The sequence below is a fragment of the Pseudomonas sp. YQ_5 genome (assembly GCF_043103305.1).
Taxonomy (GTDB): Bacteria; Pseudomonadota; Gammaproteobacteria; order Pseudomonadales; family Pseudomonadaceae; genus Aquipseudomonas; species Aquipseudomonas putida_Y.
Window position 1 is genome coordinate 24206 of the sequence record NZ_JBICJS010000061.1, and the last position, 19931, is coordinate 44136.

The following is a 19931-nucleotide window of genomic DNA, read 5'->3' on the forward strand; positions in this document are numbered from 1 at the left end:
TCAGGCCACCCCACACAGCTGGCGCAATTGTGCGGTGTCCAGGTGCTTTTCCACCAGATCGGCCAGGCGCTCAATGTCGTGTTCGCGCAACGCTTCGTAGTCGATAACCTGCACATCCTCCAGCCCGGCCCAGCGCAATAGCGCGGCACACGACTGGCTGCCTTCGAACAGGCCATGCAGGTAGGTGGCGAGGATCTGGCCATCGGCACTGACAGCACCATCATGGCGGCCATCAGCCAGTTGGACTGCGGGTTGCTCCAGAGCAGGCCCGGTGGTCACGCCAGCATGAATTTCATAACCGGTTACCGTTGCCGCCCCAAGGCTCAGTGTGCCGGCAACATTTCGCAGTTGCTTCTCGGCTTCGAGCACCGTGGCATAGTCGAGCAGGCCGAGTCCCTGGCTTGAACCTGCGGCCCCCTCCAGCCCCAGCGGATCATGCACTTCGCGCCCCAGCATCTGCAGGCCACCGCAGATACCGATCAGCTTGCCGCCATAACGCAGGTGCCGCTCGATAGCCTTGTCCCAACCGCGCTCGCGCAGTTGTGCCAGGTCGCCGCGCACGCTCTTGGAGCCCGGCAAGATGATGAGGTCGGCAGCCGGAATCGGCTGGCCCGGGCCGATGAACTGCAAGTCCACCTGCGGGTGCAGGCGCAACGGGTCGAAGTCGGTGTGGTTACTGATACGCGGCAGCACCGGCACGATCACCTTGAGCACACGCTCGTGCTTGACGCCCTGGCGCACATCGATGCCGTCTTCGGCTTCCAGGTGCAGGTCAGTAACGTAAGGCAGGACGCCCAGCACCGGTTTGCCGGTGCGTTGTTCCAGCCAGTCCAGGCCTGGCTGCAGCAGGGCGATATCGCCACGGAAGCGGTTGATGACAAAACCTTTGACCCGCGCCTGTTCAGTGGGCGACAGCAATTCCAGCGTGCCCACCAGATGGGCGAATACTCCACCGCGGTTGATGTCGGCCACCAGGATCACCGGGCAATCCACCGCTTCGGCAAAGCCCATGTTGGCAATATCGCCGGCACGCAGGTTGATCTCTGCCGGCGAACCCGCGCCTTCGACCATGACCACCGGGTACGCGGCACTCAGGCGCTGGTGAGAAGCCAGCACTGCCTGCATGGCCGTGGTCTTGTAGTCGTGGTAGGCCACTGCATTCATGCTGGTGACCGCGCGACCGTGGATGATGACCTGGGCGCCGGTATCGCTGTTGGGCTTGAGCAGCACCGGGTTCATGTCGGTGTGCGGTTGTAGCCGGCAGGCCTGGGCCTGCACCGCCTGGGCACGGCCGATTTCGCCGCCATCAGCCGTCACCGCGCTGTTCAGCGCCATGTTCTGTGGCTTGAATGGCACCACAGCGACACCCTGGCGCAACAGCCAGCGGCACAACGCGGTCACCAGTGTGCTCTTGCCTGCGTCGGAGGTGGTGCCTTGCACCATGAGGGTCGTCATGCCGTTTCCTTTTGATAAGCCGCCAAGGCCTGGGCCAGGCGTTGTTCGTCCGCGGCGCAGGCAGGCAACCCCAGGCGCACGGCCGCTGGCTGTTCGAACAACCGTACAAGGATGCCGCGTCGGGCGAGAAATTCATGCAGTCGCGCAGCGTGCGCGCTACGCACGTACTGGAACAGGTCGCAGCCGCCGCTGGGCGCCAGGCCGGCCGTGCGCAGCACGTGCGCAAGCCGCTGGCTGGCAGCAGCACAGCGTTCGGCCTGCGCGCGCTGGGCAGCTTGATCAGCCAGACTGGCCTGGGCCAGTACCCGGGTCGGGCCATTGACGGTCCATGGGCCGAGCAGCTCGGCCAGGCGCAGCAGCAAGCTGCGTTCGGCGGCAACGAAGCCCAGGCGCACGCCGGCCAGGCCGAAGAACTTGCCAAACGAGCGCAGCACGATCAGCCCCGGGCGTTCGGCGCAGTCCACCACGCTGTCTGCCGGGGTGTTGTCCATGAATGCTTCGTCGACCAGCAGCCAGCCACCGCGGGTAGCCAGGCGGGCATGCCAAGCCAGCAGGCGTTCGCGCGACACCCGGTGGCCGGTCGGGTTGTTGGGGTTCACCAGCACCAGCACATCGAGGCCGTCGAGCGCAGCCTCAACTTGCGCCTCCTCCAGCGCCAGCAGTTGGTGCCCCGCCCGTTGCCAGGCATAGGGGTGTTCGGCATAGCACGGCGTCAGCACGCCTACCCGGGCGGCTGTTCGCAGCAGCGGCAAGGCCTGGATCGCGGCCTGGGAGCCGGCGACCGGCAGCAACTGGCGGGCGCCGTAATACGCGCGCGCGGCGTCCTCCAGGCCGTCCTCGGTTTCCGGCAGGCGGGCCCAGGCGTCGACGGGAATCGGCGGGATCGGGAATGGCCAGGGCGCAATGCCGCTGGACAGGTCGAGCCACTGCTCACGGGCGATACCGTATTGCTGCACCGCGCGAAGCAGGCGGCCACCATGTTCAAGCATTGATATACGCCCCCAGGCAGATCACCAGCAGCCACAGCCACACGCCGCGCTGCACCAACTGCCAGCCGCGCTCGATGGCATCGGCATCGGCCACTGGCCCCTCGCCCAGGCGCGGCCGCTCATGCAGCTCGCCGTGGTACACCGCCGGGCCACCCAGCTCCACGCCCAGCGCACCGGCGCCGGCAGCCATCACCGGCCCGGCGTTGGGGCTGTCCCACAGCGGGCCCTGTTTGCGCCAGCAGACCAGGGCCAGACGGGTCTTGCCCAACAGGGCATAAGTCAGGGCCACCAGCCTCGCAGGTATATAGTTGAGCACATCGTCGATGCGCGCCGCGCACCAGCCAAAGCGCTCGAAGCGTTCGTTTCGATAGCCCCACATGGCATCCAGCGTGTTGCTAAGGCGGTACAGCACCACGCCGGGCGCACCGGCCACCACAAACCAGAACAACGCGGCGAATACTGCATCGCTGCCGTTCTCCAGCACCGACTCGGTGGCCGCTCGGGCCACCGCTGGCTCGTCCAGTTCGCGCGTTTCGCGGCTGACCAGGTAGCCAACCCGGCGCCGCGCCTCCGTCAGATCGCCCTGGCGCAAAGCGTTGGCCACCGGCAGCACATGCTCGCCCAGGCTGCGCAGCCCCACGGCGCAGTAAAGCGCCAGTACGTCAACCAGCCAGCCGATATATGGCAGCCACGAAAGGACCAGCGCCACCAGAGTCAGCGGTACCACCGCCAGAAACCACGCACTCACGCCGTGGCTACGCCAGCCGCGCCCGCCAGCATTCAGACGGCGCTCAAGGTTGCCAGCCATATTGCCGAAGGCCACCAAGGGGTGGCGGCGCTGTGGTTCGCCCAGCAACGCGTCCAGGGCCACCCCGGCCACGGTCAGCAAGGCCACGCTCATTGACGCTCTCCCCATTGGTTTTCGTAAAGCATTTCACTCAGCGGCCGCTCTTCGGCCCAGTTTTCCTGCACCAACATCGGCGCCGGGTAGAACTCGGCGACCGGCCCAAGGCACAGTACCGCCACCGGCTTGGCACCGACGGGCATGCCCAGCAGCGCGGCCAACGCCTGCGGGTCGAACAGCGACACCCAGCCCATGCCCAGCCCTTCGCCACGCGCGGCCAGCCACAGGTTCTGGATGGCACAGGCCAGCGAGGCCAGGTCCATCTCCGGCAGGGTGCGGCGGCCGAAGATGTGTGGTTCGCGGTTGTCCATCAAGGCCGCCACCAGCAGCTCGGCGCAATCGTTTATGCCCTCCACCTTCAGCTTCATGAAGGCATCGGATCGCTCGCCCAATGCCTCGGCCGTGCGTATCCGCTCCGCCTCCACCAAGGCCTGGATGCGCCCGCGCAGGTCACGCCGGGTGATACGGATAAATCGCCATGGCTGCATAAGCCCGACACTGGGCGCCTGATGCGCGGCGGCCAGCAAGCGGCCAAGCAGCTCGGGCGCTACCTGGCCACCCGCGAAATGGCGCATGTCGCGGCGCTCGCCGATGGCCCGGTAAATTGCGGCGCGCTCGGCGTCGCTATAGGCGTGATCATTCATGGTCGCAACAGCGCCGCCGCCGCATCCGGGCAGGAAGGGAAATAGAAGTGCACGTAAGAGGCCGTCAGCCGGCCCAGACGATAGACCGCCTCGTTGCCACGCCCGCCGTTGGGGCTCAGACCGCGGGCAATCGGTTCCAGTGCAGTACTGGTCAGCGAATGGTGATAGGTGTGACCGCGCAAGGTCCCCTCCGGCAGCTCCACCGCCTGCAGCGCCAGGGCGGCCAGGCGCTTCTGCATGGTCGCCTCACCCGGCAGCAGGCCGAGCAGTTCGGCACGTTCACCGGCCACGTCAGTCAAGGCATCGAGCAGGTACAGCATGCCACCGCACTCGGCCAGCAATGGCTTGCCCTGCGCATGGTGGGCGCGGATCGCTTCGCACATCGGTGCGTTGGCGGCCAGCGCATGGTGATGCAGCTCTGGATAACCACCCGGCAGATACAGGCTGTCGACTGCCGGCAGTTCGCGGTCGTGCAGCGGCGAGAAGAACACCAGCTGGGCACCAAGGTTGCGCAGCAGGTCGAGGTTAGCGCCATACGTGAAGGCAAACGCCTCGTCCCGCGCCACGCCAATGCGCACACCGGCCAGCGAGGCAGCGCAGGTTTGCGGTTCGGGCTCGGCAAAGCTCACTGGCGGCGGCAACGCCGCATCGCAACTGGCACCCAGCGCTTCGGCGGCAGCGTCCAGACGGGTATCCAGGTCATTCAGCTCGCTGGCCTGCACCAGGCCCAGGTGGCGGCTGGGCAGTTCGATGCCGCGCTCGCGAGACAAGCCGCCATACCAGCGCAAGCCTTCGGTCAGGCTGCCTTCCAGCAGTTGCGCATGGCGCAGGCTGCCTACCCGATTGGCCAGCACGCCGGCGAACGGCAGATCGGCCTGGTAACGCGCCAGGCCCAGAGCCAGGGCGCCGAAGGTCTGGGCCATGGCTGTGCCATCGATCACCGCCAGCACCGGCACGCCAAAGTGGCGTGCCAAGTCGGCGCTAGACGGGGTGCCGTCGAACAGCCCCATCACCCCTTCGATGAGGATAAGGTCAGCCTCGCCGGCAGCCTCCCACAGCAGGCGACGGCTTTCCTCGGCACCGATCATCCACAGGTCCAGCTGATACACCGGCGCGCCACTGGCCCGTTCGAGAATCATCGGGTCAAGAAAGTCGGGCCCGCACTTGAATACCCGCACCTTGCGCCCGAGGTTACGGTGCAGGCGGGCCAGCGCAGCAGTGACGGTAGTCTTGCCCTGGCCAGAGGCCGGTGCCGCGATCAACACGGCGGGACAGTGGCGCGATCGACTCACAGTTCGACGCCTTTCTGTGCGCGGATACCGGCCTGGAAGGCGTGCTTGAGCATGCCCATTTCGGTCACGGTATCGGCCAGTTCGATCATCTCGGGCTTCGCAGCGCGGCCAGTGACAATCACATGCTGCATGGGCGGGCGGGCCTGAATGTCGGACAGTACCTGGTCCAGGTCGAGGTAACCATGCTTGAGGGCGATGTTGAGCTCGTCCAGCACCACGAACTGTACACCTGGGTCCTGCAGCAACTGGCGCGACACCGCCCAGGCGGCTTGCGCAGCAGCGATGTCACGCTGGCGGTCCTGGGTTTCCCAGGTAAAGCCCTCGCCCATCACGTGGTAGCGCACCTGTTCGGGGAAGCGACGGAAGAACAGTTCCTCACCGGTGCTGTTGCGGCCCTTGATGAACTGCACTACGCCGCACTGCATGCCATGGCCCAAGGCGCGCGCGAGCATGCCGAAGGCCGAACTGCTCTTGCCCTTGCCATTGCCGGTCAGCACCAGCAGCAGGCCGCATTCGTTAGGGGAATTGGCGATGCGTTCGTCGATGACCGCCTTCTTGCGCTGCATGCGCGCCAGGTGGCGTTCGTCGCGTTCGGTGGATTCGCTCATCAGGGTTCTCCGCTGGCTGGCACCACGGCAACGCGCGGCGACAGGTAATAGGCAGGCAAACGGAGAACGCGCAGAGGCCATGGCAGGGCGCCACGGTGCACCGCGCATCACCCTCCGTGATGCCGTTGGCAGTATCAGGCCGGTCTCCGGGCTTGTGAGTGGGCCTTTGCCCTGGCCTGCGCGCCTTCCCGGATGCTGGCATCCAGTGGCCCTGCGCGGCCTTTTACTCATTTACCGTTGCGGGGGCAGCGCCGGAATCGCGCCATGCTGGCGCCCACCGGTTTCCCAGTTTCACCCTGCCCAGTCGGGGCTGGCAGGGCACCTGAAACACGCCGCGAAGGTTAGAGGGTTGCACCGGGAGCGTCAATCGAAGCGGGTGATCAGGCGGGTGAGCAAAGCAACATGAATCTCGGCAGCCGCTAGCGGCCCCGAGCTCAACGGGGCCGCTGAACAGGCATGGATATCAGGGGTTCTGCGCCAGATGCCCTTGCGGAATCACCCGCTTGGCCTGCAGGTAGGCCTTGGCCCAGTAGCTGTTGGAGAGGTAGTCCAGGCGGACAGTGCCACCCGTGGAGGGAGCATGCACGAAGCGCCCGTCCCCTACATAGATGCCGGCATGGCTGACCTGCGAGCCGCCACTGGTGGCGAAGAACACCAGGTCACCGGACTGCAGTGAACTGGCATCCACCGTCGGTGCGCGCATGACGATCATCTCTCGTGTCGAGCGCGGCAGGCTGATGCCGGCAGCATCACGGTACACATATTTGATCAGGCCGCTGCAGTCGAAGCCGGAGTCCGGCGTATTGCCACCCCAACGATAAGGCGTGCCAACCAGACCAATGGCACGAATCAGCACGTCATCGGCAACCGGCGAAGGACTGGGTTGGCTATAGGTAACCTGCGGCTGTACCACAGGGGCCGGCGCAGGCGCACGGCTGGAGCATGCAGCCAGCAAGGCTGCCAAGGAGAGAAATGCGAAGCGCGCCATCTTTACCATGGCCAGAACATCCTGTCTGAGACCGCTGCGCTGCAGCCGAAAAGAGTTGAGAATTTAGATTAGACGCTTTCTGTAAATGCGCACGGCGGTGTGCTTTTTTTCAAAGCATCACCGCCGCGGCAGGGTACATCATTTTGATATCAGTTGCGCGCGATGTTGGTCGGCGCCATGGCCAAGGCTCGCTTGGCTTCAATGAAGGTCTTGCTCCAGTAGCGATCACCGAGGTTGTCGATGCGCACACCACCGCTGCGGCGGCTGCTGGAGTGGATGAACTGATTGTCACCCAGATAGATGCCGGCATGGCTCACCCGGCCTCGGCCATTGGTGCTGAAGAACAGCAAGTCACCTGGCTTGAGTTTGTTGCGGGCCACTTTTGGCGCATCTACCTTGATCATTTCACGCGTGGAGCGCGGCAGCGTCATGCCCGCCTCTTCGCGGAACAGGTAACCGATGAAGCCACTGCAGTCGAAGCCGGACTTTTCCGAGGTACCACCGAAGCGGTAGCGGGTGCCGATCAACGACATGCCGCGCTCGAGAATGCTGTCAGCCAGAACGGGCAATTGGTAAGGCTTGCTGCCAGAGAAAGACGCCAGGTCATCTTCGGTGGCCAGCTCTTCCGGCTCGCCGAATACCGCCGAGGGAGAGGCTTTGGCCTTGATTGCCGATTGTGCGGTGACCGGGGTGTGATCCTGGGGCTGAGATACCGGGCCTTGGGCCGCGCAGCCAAAAAGCAGGGTCACGAGTGCGAGTGGCACGAGGGGTGCGAAGCGCTTCAGCATGGGCACGACCGTGTCTGTAATCCTTTAGAAGGGTGAAACTATGCCCTCTATCATGGCCATTTGCAAATTTTATCGAAAAAGATGTGACTTTTTTGTTCTTCCGCTCTGGCCCAGTGTTTTCAGGGGGTTACCAGCCGAGGGTTTCCTTGAGAAAAGGAATGGTGAGCTTGCGTTGCGCCTGCAGCGAGGCCTGGTCGAGACGCTCGAGCAAGTCGAACAACGCGCTCATGCTCCGCGCGCCGCGGGTGAGGATGAAATGGCCGACTTCGTCGGTGAGGTGCAGGCCACGGCGCGAAGCACGTAGCTGCAAGGCGCGAAGCTTGTCTTCATCGGACAGGCCGCGCATCTGGAACACCAGGGCCAGGGTCAAGCGCGACTTCAGGTCCGGCAGCTTGATCGGCAGCTCGCGCGGTGATGCCGAGGCTGCCAGCAGCAAGCGTCGGCCGCTGTCGCGCAGGCGGTTGAACAGGTGGAACATGGCCTCTTCCCAATCGGCCTTGCCGGCGATCACATGCAGATCGTCGATGCATACCAGTTCGTACTGGGCCAGGTAGTCGAGCAGCTCTACGCCACGATCGAGCAATTGCGCCAGGGGCAGGTAGACAGCGGGCTCGCCGCGTTGCTGGAAGCGATGGGTGGCAGCCTGCAGCAGGTGGGAACGGCCAACACCCTGCTTGCCCCACAGGTAGATAAGGCTCTCGGTCCAGCCGGCGTCGGCTTCGCATAGCCGCTCGACGTAACCCAATGCCGCAGCATTGGCGCCCGGATAGTAGTTGATGAAGGTGGCGTCATCGCGCAGGCGCACACCCAGGGGCAACTGGATCGGTGGTTTCATGCTCGCGGGCGGTCGACAGGACCGCAGGGGGCCTTTGGTGAACAATGTGCAAAGTCTATACCCGCAACGCGGGGCGCACAATCTCGACTGCGGATAGGGCAAGCAAAATCAACAAGTTGCGCTGTGCAAGCGAACCGCGGATGCAGGCGCGAAAAGGCCCAAGACAAAACGCGTGGCGTTCAAAGCTCCGGGTCGATATTCCCGGCGTACATGTCCGATTCCTTGTACAGAGCATGCACATGCCGCAGCAGCACCATGATCACCGCTGCCACCGGCAGCGCCAGCAGCACGCCAGTAAAGCCGAACAGTTCGCCACCGGCGAGGATGGCAAAGATTACCGCAACCGGGTGCAGGCCGATGCGATCGCCCACCAGCAGCGGGGTCAGCACCATACCCTCCAGTGCCTGCCCGACCATGAACACGGCAACGATGCCCAGCATCGGGTACAGGTCGCCACCGAACTGGAACAGGCCGGCCACCAGCGCAGCACCAATGCCAATGATGAAGCCCATGTACGGCACGATGGCCGCAAGGCCTGCGAGCATGCCGATCAGCAGACCGAGTTCGAGCCCTACCAGCATAAGCCCGGCAGAATAGATGATGCCCAGAGCCAGCATCACCATCAGTTGCCCGCGCACGAATGCGCCCAGCACTTCATGGCATTCACCTGCCAGGCCCATCACTTGCGGCTCGCGCTGGCGCGGCAGCAGGCCGCGCAGCTTGCCCATCATCAGGTCCCAATCGCGCAGCAGATAGAAGCCCACTACCGGGATCAGCACCATGTTGGCCAGCCAGGCCACCAACGCCAGACTGGAGGCGGTGGCATGAGACAGCAGCATACCGACGATATCGGTGGTCTGCCCCATGTGCGCGCCGATGGCGGCCTTGATCTTGTCGAACTTCCAGAAACCATCGGCCAGGCCAAGGCTGCCCTGTACCCACGGCAGCGCTACATGCTCGAGCCAGTCGAGTATCTGCGGCACCAACTCGTACAGGCGCACCAACTGTTTGGCCAACATCGGCACAAGCACCAGCAACAAGCCCAACAGCACCAGGGTGAACAGGCCGAACACCACCACCACACCCCAGGTACGCGATAGCCCCAGGCGCTCGAGGCGATCGACCAGCGGGTCAGCCAGGTAGGCCAGCATGATGCCGACCAGGAACGGCGTAAGGATGCTGTGCAGGCTATAAAGCAGCACAGCGATCAGCAGCGCAGCGCCCAGCCAGATCCAGCGACGCATGTCGGTCACGGCGAGCGCCCCTTACCAGCGAAAACGCAAGCCGTCGAACGGCTTGGGCGCTGGCTGCGCAGGTACGGCCTGCCCGGCAGCGGCGTCCACTGCCGGTGCTGGCATGGCCGGCACCGCGGGCACCTGCTCTACGGGCACTTCCTGCAGCTTGGCCAGGCCAAGCTGGGCACGCAACTGTTCACGATTGCCAGTAACGCCGTAGGTCAAGGTAGTGCCTTCGGCCGCCTGCAAGTGTGGGCCGTAGGGCTCCAGCACGCGGGCCAGTTCGGCGTAGCGCTGCAGGTTCATGCCCTGCACTTGCACCTGCAATTGGCTGCTGGCACCCGGCCGGGTAACGTAGCGCGGTGCCAGGCGGCTGCTCACCGCCAGCATCACCGCGTCAGCCAAGGCTGCCTGATCGGCACCCTCGGCATTGCCCTGCTCACGCTGGTCGCCCAGCCACAGCTGCCACTTGCCCTGCCACTTGCCGTCGGCTTCCTGGGCATGTACCGCCAGCAAAGCATCGGCACCGTAGCGCTCGGATGCTTCGCGCAGCTGCGCCGGGTCGCTGCCTTCGATCTGCTTGGCATTGGCGACCAGTTGCTCCTGCAGGTCGGCCAGCGGCAAGCGCAGCGGCAGACCACGGTGCTGCGCGGCGCGGCGCAGGGGTTGGGCACTGGCCTGGCCATCACCGACCAGGCTGCTGCCCTCAACACTGTCGTTCAACCACCACCCCAGTATCGAGGGCCGGTTACTGCCCCACAGGGCCAGGCCAGCCTTGCGCAAAGCCCGCTCGGTGCTACCAGGGTCGAACTCGACCACCACCGACTCGGGCGGGCCGGCTTCGCTGCCCACCTGGTTGATGATTTGCCGAGGGTCCTTGCGCAGCTCGGCCAACGCCGGGCTTTGCGCTGCCTTTGGGTCACCGGTCAGACGCTGCACCAACGTGTCCAGAGCTTTGGCCGTGGCCTCGGTACGGGCTTCGGCGCCCGGCCCGGTGACCGGCTCGCGCACCTGATAAAGGCCTGAGACATTTTCAGCCAGGGCAGTGGCCGAGATCAGCGCCAGGCAACCGGCTGCCAGAATATTGAACAAACGCATGGAGGATTCCTGTCCAGTTACCGCAATGCCTATACCTTATACACGGGGGCGCCAGGTAACCAGCCGCGGGGCGTGAAAGATTGCTTGCAGGTGTTGTCGGGCTTACCGGTGTTCGCCTTGAGCGGTTCAGCGCCAGTGAGATCGCGCGCCTGCCCGCGCGGCGCATCGCTGTTCCCTCAAGGCGAACGCCCCAACTAATTATCTTTTTCATGCCCTGCCCGTCGGCCTGAGGATGGCCGCTGCCCGGCAACCCTGATAAAATCGCGCGCCTTCACAGACCACTGACGTTTCAGACCGCCGCCGCTTACCAGCCGGCCTTGGCCGTCATGGTCGTTTTTAAGAATCCCTCCCTCCTAAAGGCCTGGATCAATGAGCAAGCAACCCTCCCTGAGCTACAAGGACGCCGGTGTAGACATCGACGCCGGCGAAGCACTGGTCGAACGCATCAAGGGCGTGGCAAAACGCACCGCACGCCCTGAAGTCATGGGTGGCCTGGGCGGCTTCGGCGCCCTCTGCGAGATCCCGGCCGGCTACAAGCAGCCGGTGCTGGTCTCCGGCACCGACGGCGTAGGCACCAAGCTGCGCCTGGCACTGAACCTGAACAAGCACGACAGCATTGGCCAGGACCTGGTCGCCATGTGCGTCAACGACCTGGTCGTCTGCGGCGCCGAGCCACTGTTCTTCCTCGACTACTATGCCACTGGCAAGCTGAACGTTGACGTGGCCGCCACCGTGGTCACCGGCATCGGCGCCGGTTGCGAACTGGCCGGCTGCTCGCTGGTCGGTGGTGAAACCGCCGAAATGCCTGGCATGTACGAAGGCGAAGACTACGACCTGGCAGGTTTCTGCGTAGGCGTGGTGGAAAAGGCCGAGATCATCGACGGCTCCAAGGTTACCACCGGCGACGCGCTGATCGCCCTGCCGTCCTCGGGCCCGCACTCCAATGGCTACTCGCTGATCCGCAAGATCCTCGAAGTGTCGGCTACCGATATCGAGAACACCCAGCTGGACGGCAAGCCGCTGACCGACCTGCTGATGGCGCCAACCCGCATCTACGTCAAACCGCTGCTGCAACTGATCAAAAACACCGGCGCAGTCAAGGCCATGGCCCACATCACCGGCGGCGGCCTGCTGGACAACATCCCGCGCGTACTGCCGAAAAACGCCCAGGCCGTGGTTGACGTGGCCAGCTGGCAGCGCCCGGCGGTGTTCGACTTCCTGCAGGAAAAAGGCAACGTCGACGAGCACGAAATGCACCGCGTACTGAACTGCGGTGTGGGCATGGTCATCTGCGTAGGCCAGGACCAGGTCGAAGCCGCCCTGAACGAACTGCGTGCCGCCGGTGAGCAACCGTGGGTCATCGGCCACATCGCCGAAGCCGCCGAAGGCGCTGCCCAGGTCGAGCTGCAGAACCTCAAGGCACACTGATGCCGAGCAAGACCTGCAATGTAGTGGTACTGCTGTCGGGCTCCGGCAGCAACCTGCAAGCCCTGATCGACAGCTGCCAAGGGCAGGACAGCCCGGTGCGTATCCGCGCGGTCGTATCCAACCGCGCCGATGCCTTCGGCCTGAAGCGCGCTGCGGCGGCCGGCATCGACAGCGTCGTGCTCGACCACACCCAGTTCGACGGCCGGGAAGCCTTCGATGCCGCGCTGATGGCGCACATCGACGGCTTTGCCCCGGACCTGGTGGTGCTGGCCGGTTTCATGCGCATCCTCAGTGGCGACTTCGTGCGCCACTATCAGGGCCGCCTGCTCAATATCCACCCATCGCTGCTGCCCAAGTACAAGGGCCTGCATACGCATCGCCGGGCATTGGAAGCTGGCGACGCCGAGCATGGCTGCAGCGTACACTTCGTGACTGAGGAACTCGATGGCGGCCCACTGGTCGTACAGGCTGTGGTACCGGTGGCGTCTGACGACACCGTCGAAAGCCTGGCACAGCGGGTACACCATCAGGAACACCTGATCTACCCACTGGCGGTGCGCTGGTTCGCTGAAGGGCGCTTGCGTCTTGGCGAACAGGGTGCATTACTGGACGGCCAGCCACTGGCGGCCAGCGGTCACTTGATTCGATCCTAGGAGAATTTATGCGTCGCGCCCTGCTCTTGGCTCTCGCCGTGCTCGCCCTGCCCCTCCAGGCAGCTGATCTGAAGCCCTTCTCGGCCAGCTACACCGCCGACTGGAAACAGCTGCCCATGAGCGGCACCGCCGAGCGCAGCCTGGTCAAAAATGCCAACGGTACCTGGGACCTTAACTTCAAGGCTTCCATGATGATCGCCAGCCTGACCGAGGAAAGCACCCTACGTCTGGACAACGACACCCTGCTGCCGCAGAAGTACCACTTCGAGCGTGGCGGCCTGGGTAAGGCCAAAAAGGTAGACCTGAACTTCGACTGGGGCACCAAGAAGGTCACCGGTAGCGACCGTGGCGATGCCGTCAGCCTGCCACTGAACCGCGGTGTACTGGACAAGTCGTCCTACCAACTGGCCCTGCAGCACGACGTGGCCGCAGGCAAGAAGAGCATGACCTATCAGGTGGTCGACGGCGACGAGATCGACACCTACGACTTCCGCGTACTGGGCACCGAGAAGGTCACTACCAAGACCGGCCAGGTCGATGCAGTGAAGGTCGAGCGCGTGCGCGATCCAAGCCAGAGCAAGCGCATCACCGAGCTGTGGTTCGCCAAGAACTGGGACTACCTGCTGGTGCAACTGCGCCAGGTAGAGACCGATGGCAAGGAGTACGTGATCGTGCTGCAGGATGGCACGGTCGATGGCAAGCCGGTGAAGGGCAACTGATCCGGCACTGCCTGCAACACCTGAAGCCCCGCCCAGTGCGGGGCTTTTCTTTGCTGCGAAGAGACCCGCTCAGGCAGCATACCTCCCTGCTTCATGAAACTTGTTTCATGCCTGTTTTACTTACTTAGTCTGCTAACAAACTCTATAAAGAGGGTGTGCGACACACTGTCGCAGCCATCTTGAAGAAGTGGAGTTTACCGATGACTGTCCAAGTAACCGAACGCGACGAATCGAAAATGTCCCACGAAGGCCTGGCCGCTGGCGTGCGGATCTGGGATGTGTACCAACAAGGCCAACTGGTGGGCATGTTCCATAACGAACACGAAGCACACCAATACCGCGTAGAGCTTGAAGACCTGGAAAACCAGCGCGCCACGCAATGACCCTGCCCATTACTGCGACCCCATGATTGATCTGGGCTCAGAGAGCAACCCCACAATACCGCGCATTACCGGAGCATTGTGGGGTTGTCATGACAGGGCCTACACCACCCCGAAACGCACCTCCACCGACAGACTGCCCAGGTTATCGCTCAGGCCAGCCCCGTAACGCCCGTCCAGGTCGTCATTGATGCACAACTGCAACTCACCTTGCTGGCCGCGCGGCAATTGCACCTGGTTGCCGACCAGGAACGGCACGCCGCTGTTGCCGATACGCCCGATCAACGCCCCTTCCGGTTGACCGGGCAAGGCATAACCGGACTTGGCGATCAACCTTGGGTTGCCCGCAGCGCCAACCATCCCGGTGGCCGGGTTGGCCGTCCACTGCCCACCCGTACAGACCACCAACTGCCAGCTCTGCCCATTGACCTGCATGCCCGTGCCCTGCCAAGCCTGGTTGGCCTGCACCTGTACGGTGCGCTTGAGCAGGTCGCTGGCCACCACGTCGGCGGCCTGGAAGGTCAACGCGGTGATGGTCAAGGTCGGGTTGGCGGTGCCGGTGGTGGGGAACACACCGTCGCCGACCAGGAACAGGTTGGGGTGGTCCCAGCTGCGCTGATCCTTGTCCACCACCGACTTGGTGCGGTCCGAACCCATGCGGTAGGTGCCCATCAAGTGGCCAGCGCCGTAGAACGCGTAGTTCTGGCCGTCGTACTCGAACACCGTTTGCGAGCCGGGCTCGAGCTTAGGGTTCAGGTCGGTCAGCTCGGTGGCGCCCATCAGCTCGGTGATGATGTGCGTGGCGGCCAGGCGCGCCTGCTTGAAACCCTCCTTGGTGTAGTCGGACAGTTCGTAGGTGATCTGTGGCCGAGGCAGGCCCAGGCCGTCGGTGAACTCCGTGCTCCTCTCCACCCGGCAAAGCGCTTTGTCAGGGTCTTTTTCCACCTGCTCGATCAAGAAGCCCAGACGGAACTGGCGGGTCAGCACGCTATTGAGCTGCTGCACCAGCGCCTGGCCGGACAATGCCAGCTTGTTGGGGTTAGCGCCGCCATGGTTGGTGCCGTCGATGAAATCGCAGACTGAGGTGTAGGGGTCGTTTACCGACCAGTTCCAGCCCTCGTTGCCGATTTCGATACGCCAGGCGGCACGCTGGCTGCGGAACGGGCCATCGCGCATGTCCTCGATCCCCGAGGTAGACAATGGCCCACGGAACGGGAACAGCGGCTTGCCTTCGGGCATCAGGCCCCAGGCCAGGTACACCGGGTGGTCAGCCAACGCCTGGCCGACCTGGCCGCTGCTGTTGGCGACCCCTTTAGGGCTGTTCGGGCCGATGGAGTTGAGCAGCAGTTTCGGTGTTTCGATCGCGTGGGCGGCAATCACGTAACGTTTGCCCTGGGCCGTGCCGTTCTGGCGCGTACCATTGTTCTGGTACTGAATGAAATCGATTCCCGTGACCCCATTGGCATCGACCTGCACCTGGCTTGCCACGGTCTGGTAGAGGATGCGCACGTTGCCGGTATCCAGTGCCTTGGCCATGGTCACGGTGGCGTCGTACTTGGCCTGGATCGGGCAGATCGGCGTGCAGCTGGTGTTACCAGCGCACACCCGGCGGCCGTTATCATTCTGCGAGTTGCGCCCGGCCGGGGTCTGCCGGACATTGAGGGTGACGCCTGGGTACGGCTTGCCGTCGGGCCCCTTCTCCGGGCTCTGGTACACCGTCCCCGTGACGTTCTTGCCCAGGCCCTGGTCGACCAGCGACGGCGGGATGCCATGCATGCTGTATTTGTAGCCATGCGGGAAGGTCACGCCCAGGTAAGTCTGCGAGGCGACATCGGCGGACACGCCCATCTCCTCTTCGGCGCGGCAGTAGGCGATCTGCAGGTCGTCGTAACTGATCGGCCAATCGACCCCGACGTTGTAGGCAGTGCGCATTCGAAAGTCGTTGGGCAGCAGGCGCAAGGCCGTACCCATCCAGTGCCACATGGTGCCCCCGCCTACCCGCTCGTAAGTGCTGGCGAACAGTTGCGGCCCCTTCTGCACCAGGTAGCTCTTCTGCGCCTTGTTCGGGTCTTGGCTACCCGCGGTGATCAGGTCCTGGATGGTCGCCCTCGGCGCGAACTGCGTGGCCGGGGTCTGCTCGCTCTGCTCAGGTGGGTACGGCGACTCGGGCGCTTTGAGCACCGCGGTGTAGAAGCGCTCCAGGTACTCGCTGCGATTGGGTGGAATGGCCGGGCCCGATTCGAGCACCAGCACTTTCAACCCGGCCAGGCCCAACTGGTAGGCCATGACACTGCCGGCCATGCCGGCGCCCACCACGATCACATCGGCGGTTTCGATGTTCTGGGTTTGTACATTGCTCATGGCTGCTGCCCTTCCTTGGCGTCGACACCGGTGAATTGCTTGAGGGTCGGTGGCTGCTCACCCCAGTATCCGAAATGGAACTGGCTGTAGCCCATGGGGTGGGATTGGGCGATCTTCCACGCCCAGCTCTCCTTGTAGGCCTGGTCGGAGACCACACGCGTGTCACCCGTGCGCGCGTTGCCCAGGTCGTAGGGTTGATACCAACTGCCGAGCAACCACAGCTTCATGATCGAGCGGGCGCCTTGGGCAATTTGCGGGTTCGCGTTATCGAGCACGGCACTGGCGATTTGCGCAGGCGGCTGGCTCTGGATGCTGGCGTACAGCTCCAGCAGGCTGCTGAACGCCTCGAGGCCCATGCCTTGCTGGGCGGTGGCGAAGAACACCGGCGGCAGGTTGATCGGGTCGACGGACGGCGCCAGCAGCTTGGCCGACAGGCCAGTGAGCACGGCGGACAAGCCGATGAAGTTTTGCAGGTTCTGGTCGCTCATGGCATCACTCCTTGGCGCCGGTGGATTGGGCACGTTCAAGCAGGAAAGTGAAATCGGCGAAGCTGGTGCGCGGTGACTGAGTCACGCGGGTGGTCGCGTTGTTGTGGCATTCCATGCAGCTGGACGACGCTTGTGGGGTGGTGCCCTGGTTGTAGGTCTCCAGGGTGGCGTTGGCCAGGAAGTTCGGCGCAGGCGTACCTAACGGGTTGGTCGGCGACGGCACCTGGCAGTCATCGGCCGGGGCGGTGGGCCACTGGGTGCTGATCAGGTGGTAGTTGGCCCACACCGTGCCCTTGAGCGCGCCTTGCCACTGCGCGTTGAGCTGTTGGGTAGCGGCGGTGACGGGAACTTCACGCACGATCTGCGAGGGGATGGCCTTCTTCGAGGGGTCCCACGGTTGCGCGGGCGGCTCGTTCACCGGGCGATCGCTGGCCTGGGCGTCGTAGAACAGGTAGGGCCCCTTGCGCTCGTTCATTGGCGTGGTCTTTTCCGGCACGTTGCGCACGTGCTCGAACGTCGACCATACCCACTGCGGTGCGCCCTGGGTCTTGTGCACGATGTGCAGGCCTACCAGTCCGACCTTTTGTGCATTGCACGACTCGGGGATCACCGCCCCCTTGTTCGGGTCGGCATTGCCGGGCGTATAGACCAGCGCGTCGACGGCGTGGAATTCCTGCGGGTTGTCGCTGCCATCGAGCACTTTCCAGGCCGACTTGACCATGATCGCGCCAACCTGCCGGGCTTTTTGCGAACCGCAGGCGAAAGCAATGCGGTTGTCGGCCTTGCTCAGGAACGCTTGCTGGCCTTCCTTGCTGTACAGGCCATTGTTGACGATGTCATCGAACATCGGCTTGTTGACCATGATCGCGTTGCGCGTGTAAGTGCCACTTTGGTCGACCAACGGGCCGGTCTTGAACGGCTGGATGAACTCATCGAGCACGCCGGCGACCTTGCCCATCTGCTGCAGCACCGGCAAGTCACCCTTGCCTTGGCAGGCCGCGGGCACTGGCGCCTGCTGGTCCCAGCCAACAGGTTTCTGTCCCTTGGGCAGGAAGATCTCGTAGCTTTCTTTCCACGACTCCCACACCGTCTTTCCGGGTGCGCCGATCTGCGCCGAGGTGTTGGCGCTGCCATCGGCGTTGGCGGGCCAGTTCAGGGCGACGAAGGTCTGCCACGACAGCACGTCGAAATCGTGTTGCAGGCTGTCCAGCGTGAAGGGGGGATTGGCGGTGACGTCGAAGGGAACCGCAGGTGACAGCACCGGCGGGCTGGCCGCATCGGCCATGGCGAGCGCACTGGTGAAGCTCGCACCCAGGCACGCCAACCGTTTCAGGGTTATTTTCATTGTCGTCTCCTCAGCAGATAAAGCGTCGGGACGACGAGGCGTACTGGCCCTTCCTGGACCGAATGTTCAGCGCTATCCCTGACGCTAAGCTGGAGGCTAGCCGCTGTGCCAGAACCCTAGGAAATGTCCGACGAACGGAAGGAACCAAGGCAATGGCGCAGCTGACTGATCGCGCCGGTTCGGCGAGCTGCGAACCAACGCGTTTTTCACGATGGCCGCAGAAGCGACCTTGCGTCGCGAAAGGGCCGCAAAGCGGCCCTGGCTATCTTGAATGAACCGCGTTACCGCCAGGGCGGTGATTTCCTGTTTACCACATCAGATCATCAGGGATCTTGTAAGCCGCGTACGGGTCGTCTTCGTCCGCTTCCTCGACATGGCTATTGAGCAGCAGAATACGGTCGGGGTCGCGTTCCTGGATCTTCAATGCGGCCTCACGGGGGATAACCTCGTAACCACCTGCATGGGCTACCACAGCCAGCGCACCATTGCTCAGCTTTGTACGCATGAGGGCGTTGACGGCAATGCGCTTGACCTTCTTGTCATCGACGAAGTTGTAGTAATCCTCGGTGTTCAGCTTGGGCAGTCGAGTGGCCTCGATCAGTTGCTTGACCTGCGCGGCACGGGCCTTCTGCTCGGCCTTTTCCTGCTGCTGGCGGTTCAGTTCCTGGTCACGCCTGGCTTTTTCAGCCATGGCTTCCTTGGCCATGCGCTGCTGGCTGTCGTCGATCTCGACCTGGCCTTTGTGCTCCATGCGCTTCTGTTTCTTTTCAGCTTTGTTGGTCTGCGAGACCTGTTTCTGGTTGACCAGACCGGCTTTGAGCAATTGGTCGCGAAGGGAAAGGCTCATGAATACTCACTCACTTATGCAACAGCTCAGCCGCAGCTGGGCAGGTTCTTTTCCTGACGTTTGGCTTCCCCCCAAAGGGCATCCAGCTCGTCAAGGTCACAATCTTCAATGGGGCGGCCACTGTCGCGCAATGCCTGTTCGATAAAACGGAAACGTCGTTCGAACTTGCGATTGGCGCGGCGCAGCGCATGCTCTGGGTCTTGCTTGAGGTGGCGGGCGAGGTTGACCGCAGCAAACAGCAAGTCGCCGACTTCATCTTCCAGTGCATCGGCGTCGCCGTCGGCCATGGCCTGCAGCACTTCATCCAGCTCTTCGCGGACCTTGTCCAGCACCGGCAACGCCGCCGGCCAGTCGAAACCGACCGTGGCCGCACGTTTTTGCAGTTTGGCTGCCCGCGACAGCGCCGGCAAGGTTGCCGGCACGTCATCAAGCAGCGACAGCTGTTCGGGCTGGCTCTTCTCCGCGCGCTCTTCGGCCTTGATTTCTTCCCAGCGCGACTTGACCTGGGCTTCGCTCAGGCTGGGTGTATCCACCGGCGCGTACAGCTCGCCAGTGGGGAATACGTGTGGGTGACGGCGGATGAGCTTGCGGGTGATGCTGTCGACCACCCCATCGAACTCGAAACGCCCTTCTTCGCGGGCCAGCTGGCTGTAGTAGACCACCTGGAACAGCAAGTCGCCCAGCTCGCCTTGCAGGTGCTCGAAATCGCCGCGCTCGATAGTGTCAGCGACCTCGTAGGCCTCTTCGAGGGTGTGCGGGACGATGCTGGCGTAGTTCTGCTTCAGGTCCCACGGGCAGCCGTACTGCGGGTCGCGCAGGCGGGCCATGAGATGCAGCAGGTCGTCAAGGGTGTAGGTCATACAGGCAGGTCCTT

At 63.6% G+C, this 19931-nt stretch carries 20 protein-coding genes and 1 riboswitch; of the genes, 4 read left to right on the forward strand and 16 right to left on the reverse strand.

Translation table 11 applies throughout. The features are described 5' to 3' along the window. The 11 genes from ACF8EA_RS14290 to ACF8EA_RS14340 form a co-directional block, all read right to left on the reverse strand. A complete protein-coding gene (locus tag ACF8EA_RS14290) occupies positions 1 to 1455 on the reverse strand; it encodes a cobyric acid synthase (protein ID WP_319298464.1) in 1455 nt (484 codons plus the stop codon). Further along, a complete protein-coding gene (gene cobD / locus ACF8EA_RS14295; protein ID WP_392522389.1) occupies positions 1452 to 2444 on the reverse strand; it encodes a threonine-phosphate decarboxylase CobD in 993 nt (330 codons plus the stop codon). The genes ACF8EA_RS14290 and cobD overlap by 4 nt, the downstream gene beginning before the upstream one ends. Then, positions 2437 to 3345: an adenosylcobinamide-phosphate synthase CbiB gene (cbiB, locus tag ACF8EA_RS14300; RefSeq protein ID WP_103443846.1), complete on the reverse strand. Its 909-nt coding sequence runs from the start codon at positions 3343 to 3345 to the stop codon at positions 2437 to 2439. Before cbiB ends, cobD begins: the two co-directional genes overlap by 8 nt. Continuing rightward, positions 3342 to 3992, reverse strand: coding sequence for a 5,6-dimethylbenzimidazole synthase (gene bluB / locus ACF8EA_RS14305; protein ID WP_392522392.1), 651 nt, complete (start codon positions 3990 to 3992; stop codon positions 3342 to 3344). The genes cbiB and bluB overlap by 4 nt, the downstream gene beginning before the upstream one ends. Further along, entirely contained in the window at positions 3989 to 5284 is a 1296-nt protein-coding gene (locus ACF8EA_RS14310; protein WP_021782520.1) for a cobyrinate a,c-diamide synthase, read from the reverse strand. The genes bluB and ACF8EA_RS14310 overlap by 4 nt, the downstream gene beginning before the upstream one ends. After that, the gene (gene cobO, locus ACF8EA_RS14315; RefSeq protein WP_014754250.1) at positions 5281 to 5892 is read right to left on the reverse strand and encodes a cob(I)yrinic acid a,c-diamide adenosyltransferase; all 612 of its coding nucleotides are present in this window, start codon (positions 5890 to 5892) and stop codon (positions 5281 to 5283) included. The genes ACF8EA_RS14310 and cobO overlap by 4 nt, the downstream gene beginning before the upstream one ends. A 119-nt stretch (positions 5893 to 6011) precedes the next feature. Continuing rightward, positions 6012 to 6233, reverse strand: a riboswitch (cobalamin riboswitch). A 122-nt stretch (positions 6234 to 6355) separates the two neighbouring features. Next, a complete protein-coding gene (locus tag ACF8EA_RS14320; RefSeq protein WP_021782521.1) occupies positions 6356 to 6889 on the reverse strand; it encodes a C40 family peptidase in 534 nt (177 codons plus the stop codon). A gap of 140 nt (positions 6890 to 7029) precedes the next feature. Beyond that, positions 7030 to 7668, reverse strand: a complete 639-nt coding sequence (locus ACF8EA_RS14325; protein WP_021782522.1) for a C40 family peptidase — start codon at positions 7666 to 7668, stop codon at positions 7030 to 7032. A 127-nt stretch (positions 7669 to 7795) separates the two neighbouring features. Continuing rightward, positions 7796 to 8503 carry a DnaA regulatory inactivator Hda gene (hda, locus tag ACF8EA_RS14330; RefSeq protein ID WP_003252443.1) on the reverse strand — a complete coding sequence of 236 codons (708 nt, stop codon included), beginning with the start codon at positions 8501 to 8503 and terminating at the stop codon, positions 7796 to 7798. Between the two features lie 179 nt (positions 8504 to 8682). Further along, the gene (locus tag ACF8EA_RS14335; RefSeq protein WP_135192383.1) at positions 8683 to 9756 is read right to left on the reverse strand and encodes an AI-2E family transporter; all 1074 of its coding nucleotides are present in this window, start codon (positions 9754 to 9756) and stop codon (positions 8683 to 8685) included. A 12-nt stretch (positions 9757 to 9768) separates the two neighbouring features. Beyond that, a complete protein-coding gene (locus ACF8EA_RS14340; RefSeq protein WP_392522394.1) occupies positions 9769 to 10836 on the reverse strand; it encodes a DUF2066 domain-containing protein in 1068 nt (355 codons plus the stop codon). Positions 10837 to 11205: 369 nt separating this feature from the next. Here ACF8EA_RS14340 and purM point away from each other — a divergent pair, with 369 nt between their 5' ends. The 4 genes from purM (at position 11206) to ACF8EA_RS14360 (ending at position 14019) form a co-directional block, all read left to right on the forward strand. Beyond that, positions 11206 to 12264: a phosphoribosylformylglycinamidine cyclo-ligase gene (gene purM, locus ACF8EA_RS14345; RefSeq protein WP_021782525.1), complete on the forward strand. Its 1059-nt coding sequence runs from the start codon at positions 11206 to 11208 to the stop codon at positions 12262 to 12264. Continuing rightward, positions 12264 to 12917, forward strand: a complete 654-nt coding sequence (purN, locus tag ACF8EA_RS14350) for a phosphoribosylglycinamide formyltransferase (RefSeq protein ID WP_021782526.1) — start codon at positions 12264 to 12266, stop codon at positions 12915 to 12917. Before purM ends, purN begins: the two co-directional genes overlap by 1 nt. A gap of 8 nt (positions 12918 to 12925) precedes the next feature. Then, on the forward strand, positions 12926 to 13636 hold the full coding sequence (locus ACF8EA_RS14355; RefSeq protein WP_084850379.1) for a DUF3108 domain-containing protein: 711 nt from the start codon (positions 12926 to 12928) through the stop codon (positions 13634 to 13636). A gap of 200 nt (positions 13637 to 13836) precedes the next feature. Further along, the gene (locus tag ACF8EA_RS14360; RefSeq protein ID WP_021782528.1) at positions 13837 to 14019 is read left to right on the forward strand and encodes a hypothetical protein; all 183 of its coding nucleotides are present in this window, start codon (positions 13837 to 13839) and stop codon (positions 14017 to 14019) included. Between the two features lie 99 nt (positions 14020 to 14118). On the opposite strand, the gene ACF8EA_RS14365 is transcribed toward ACF8EA_RS14360, so the two are convergent. From ACF8EA_RS14365 to mazG, 5 genes are all read right to left on the reverse strand, one after another. After that, a complete protein-coding gene (locus ACF8EA_RS14365) occupies positions 14119 to 16377 on the reverse strand; it encodes a GMC oxidoreductase (RefSeq protein ID WP_392522396.1) in 2259 nt (752 codons plus the stop codon). Continuing rightward, positions 16374 to 16865: a sorbitol dehydrogenase gene (locus ACF8EA_RS14370; RefSeq protein WP_104962419.1), complete on the reverse strand. Its 492-nt coding sequence runs from the start codon at positions 16863 to 16865 to the stop codon at positions 16374 to 16376. Before ACF8EA_RS14370 ends, ACF8EA_RS14365 begins: the two co-directional genes overlap by 4 nt. Positions 16866 to 16869: 4 nt before the next feature. Next, positions 16870 to 18210 (reverse strand): cytochrome C, encoded by a 1341-nt coding sequence (locus ACF8EA_RS14375; protein WP_392522398.1) that lies wholly within the window; start codon positions 18208 to 18210, stop codon positions 16870 to 16872. Between the two features lie 307 nt (positions 18211 to 18517). Next, on the reverse strand, positions 18518 to 19057 hold the full coding sequence (locus ACF8EA_RS14380) for a DUF2058 domain-containing protein (protein ID WP_021782532.1): 540 nt from the start codon (positions 19055 to 19057) through the stop codon (positions 18518 to 18520). Positions 19058 to 19083: 26 nt separating this feature from the next. Continuing rightward, on the reverse strand, positions 19084 to 19917 hold the full coding sequence (gene mazG, locus ACF8EA_RS14385) for a nucleoside triphosphate pyrophosphohydrolase (RefSeq protein ID WP_028698018.1): 834 nt from the start codon (positions 19915 to 19917) through the stop codon (positions 19084 to 19086). Between the last annotated feature and the right edge of the window lie 14 nt (positions 19918 to 19931).